The sequence below is a fragment of the Haloferax sp. s1 genome (assembly GCF_058382125.1).
In genome coordinates this window covers 1-3,154 of record NZ_JBZRPK010000325.1, presented here as the reverse complement: position 1 = coordinate 3,154, position 3,154 = coordinate 1, and the positions used below count along the sequence as shown (strand labels likewise).

Below are 3,154 nucleotides of genomic sequence, written 5' to 3'. Positions count from 1 at the left end.
ACGTTTACCCCCACCGGCGCCGGCCACGCCCGCTCCGAAGATGCGGCGCCCTTGGCGGACCACCCGGGCGGCGAGGGCACCCGCGCCACCCCCACCGCCCCGGGCCCGAACCCGACCGGAAAGCCGCTCCGCGCAACCGCCCGGGCCTCGGGCGGGACCTCCCCCCGCGCCGACGAGACCAGGCGCCTCCGCATCCTCTTCGGTGGGTCGAACCGCCAGTACGCTGGCGACGGCCTGACCGTCGTCGACCGGAACGACTTCGTCACCGCCGGTGTGGAGTTGACCGCGAATCCCGGAAGCGTCAACGACGTGTCCGTCAGAAGCGGTGCGAACTTCCTCGTCGCGGCCGACGACGGCACGCCCGCGGTCGCCTCGTGGCGTTACGGACTCGGCCGCATTGCGACCATCACGACCTACGGCAACGATGGGTCGCTCGATGGACTCCTCAGCAGTCCGGATTCGCTGTTGCTCACGAAGTCGACGAACTTCGTCATCGGCGACCCCGAGCGAAAAGCAACCGGTGTCACGGAGGTCCAAGACACCCGCATCGGGTCGCCCGCGACTGTCGTCTACCGCGGAGACAACCGCCCGAAAGAGACGGGCAACCTCACCTTCTCGACGGTGCAGTCCGGCGTCTACGAGGCGACCGCCGTCCCCCGAGAACAGGGCTACCGCGATGTGCTCGACACCTCGTTCGCGGTGAACTACCCGGCCGAACACAGCGGGTTTGGTCAGTCCGCTGCACTCAAATCCGCCGTCACCGACAGCGGCGGCAAACTGTACGGTCCCGGCGATGCCACCGAAATAGCAAGGTCCGCCCGCGACAATGCAGCCGGCGTGAAACCCGTCCGGGACGAGTGGGCCATCGCCTTCGTCCTCGCCGCGTTCCTCCTGTATCTCGCGGAGGTGCTCGTCCGGCGAGTTCAAGTGTATCGGGGTAAAACCCAAAGTGAAGGTGGTCTGATATGAGCTTCCTCGGGCGGTCCCTGAACCTCAGTCTCGTCCTCATCGTGGTCCTCCTGACCGCAGGAACGGTCGGCGCAACGATGTTCTATCAGTACTCCGTCGACACGCTCGACCAGCAAAACGAGCAGTTGCGCGAGCAAAACAAGGCGCTCCAGTCAGACCTCTCAAAAACACAGCAGAATCTATCGGAGACGCGGGCGAAACTGCGCGAACTGAACAACAGTCTCAAACAAACGAAAGGAGACGTTTCGCAGGTGTCGTCGGACCTCGAAGATACCGAGTCACAACTGGAATCGACGCAGAAAGAGCTGCATACGACCCGCGAGGACCTCGATGATACTAAGTCGCAACTCAGCGACGCCCGCGACAAAATCGACGAACTCACCAACAGTATCGACAAACTCGAAGAGCAACGGAGAAACCTCGAAACGAAGAACGAAGAACTCAACGAGACCAACGCCGAACTGGAAACGCAAATCGACGACCTCAGAGACGAGGTTGCGTCGCTCGAAGAACAGGTCGACGACCTCGAAAACGACCTCGAAGAGGCGTGTTCGGCGATAGAAGGCGACAAACCCCCCGCGTGCAATGGCGTCTGATACACCTCCATCCGAGACCTCGAATAGCCCTTCGTCAGCGGCGGAACCAGACCCTCGTGACGAGATGGCCGCGGCAATCCGCGAAGTCCGCCGAGAGGCGAAGAAGGCCGCACTCGTTCCGAGCGTCGTCGACGCCGCGGTCGCGACGCTCCTTTCGAACCTCGTGTTGCGACTCTTCGAATTGCCGATTCAGTCGTCGGTGTCGCTCAGTTCGCTCCCCGGCGTCGACTCGTCAGTGGTGGTCCACGTTGCCGTTCCAATCGCGCTCGCCCTTGGCATTCTCGTCGCCGTCGCGGAGTACGTTATCCGTCTGCGCGACTCGCCCGTCGAGCAGTTCGAGGCGGTCAATCCGTCCGTTGCAGAGGCACTGCGGACCGCCCGCGATGTACTCGGAAGTGACGGTGACCACGGCGACGAGTCGACGGAAAACGGGTGGTTGACCGGCGAGTCGAAGACCGAACCCTCCCGGATGACGCTCGCGCTCTACGAGGACGTACTCGACCGACTGCGCGATACGTCGTCGGTAGAGTTGCTTCCGACGCGCCGTATCGTCGGTGCGCTCGTCGTTGCTCTGCTTCTCTCGGCGGGAAGCATCCAAGTCGCCATCACCGACATCCACCTCGACGGTTTGGGTGGCGACCAGGCCGTCTCCGGCGGGAATCTCGATGGGTCCGACCGACCCACGGAACTCCAGAACGGGAGTGCAATCCTCGGCAACTCCGAGAACGTCTCCGCGGGGTCCGAGGAAGTGAATGCGACACTCGCCGGAACCGGTGGCAGCGGCGACGGACCGGGGTCGTCTGCCGCCGCCTACGACTCCACGGGATACACTGGCGACACTGCGGTTGAGAGCCAGCGCGCCGGCTATCTCGACGACGACACCCTCGAAGAAGCTGAACTGATTCGCGACTACACCCTGCAGATACGTGAAAAAGACGATGAGTGACGACCAAGACTGGAACCTTTCAGACGACGTCAACCAAGTAGCTAGCCCCAACGGGGCCGATTCACCCGCTACTGGCGGGGCCGAATCGCCACCCAAAACCAACCTTTCCGATCTGAGCATCGAAGACCTCCAATCGAGCGTCGCAGCCGTGAAAGACGAGGTCGGAAAGCGCATCATCGGGCAGCAAGACGTCATCGAGCGCCTCCTCGTCTGCGTGCTCTGTGATGGCAACGCCCTTCTCGAATCGAACCCCGGTCTCGGGAAGACGACACTCGTCCGCGCCCTCACGGAGGCGACCGACCTGCAGTTCTCGCGCGTCCAGAACACGCCAGACCTGATGCCCTCGGACATCACCGGGACCGAAATCATCCGCGAGTCGTCGGAGGGACGCGAGTTCGTCTTCGAACGCGGTCCCATCTTCGCCAACGTGGTCCTCGCCGACGAGATAAACCGCGCGACGCCGAAGACGCAGGCCGCGCTCCTCGAAGCGATGCAGGAAAAGCAGGTTACGGCGGCCGGAGAGACCTACTCGCTTCCCAAACCGTTTTTCGTCCTCGCGACCCAGAACCCCATCGACCAGGGTGGGACGTACCCGCTTCCGGAAGCGCAGACCGACCGCTTCCTGATGAAGATACTCGTGGAT

General features: G+C 63.0%; 3 protein-coding genes and 1 pseudogene. All 4 read left to right on the top strand.

Going from position 1 to position 3,154, the window contains the following annotated elements:
- A pseudogene (locus QT222_RS03705) lies at window positions 1–969 on the top strand (magnesium chelatase); the annotation flags it as partial.
- Window positions 966–1,565: a chromosome partition protein gene (locus tag QT222_RS03700; protein ID WP_004572408.1), complete on the top strand. Its 600-nt coding sequence runs from the start codon at window positions 966–968 to the stop codon at window positions 1,563–1,565. The pseudogene QT222_RS03705 and the gene QT222_RS03700, both read left to right, overlap by 4 nt.
- A complete protein-coding gene (locus QT222_RS03695; RefSeq protein WP_491476347.1) occupies window positions 1,555–2,511 on the top strand; it encodes a DUF7502 family protein in 957 nt (318 codons plus the stop codon). Before QT222_RS03700 ends, QT222_RS03695 begins: the two co-directional genes overlap by 11 nt.
- The coding region (locus QT222_RS03690) for an AAA family ATPase (protein ID WP_491476346.1) at window positions 2,504–3,154 on the top strand (651 nt) is incomplete at its 3' end. The genes QT222_RS03695 and QT222_RS03690, both read left to right, overlap by 8 nt.

Bases quoted from the DNA above. Each gene is read 5' to 3' on its own strand.
- QT222_RS03695 (WP_491476347.1), top strand. From the start codon at position 1,555: ATGGCGTCTGATACACCTCCATCCGAGACCTCGAATAGCCCTTCGTCA.
- QT222_RS03700 (WP_004572408.1), top strand. From the start codon at position 966: ATGAGCTTCCTCGGGCGGTCCCTGAACCTCAGTCTCGTCCTCATCGTG.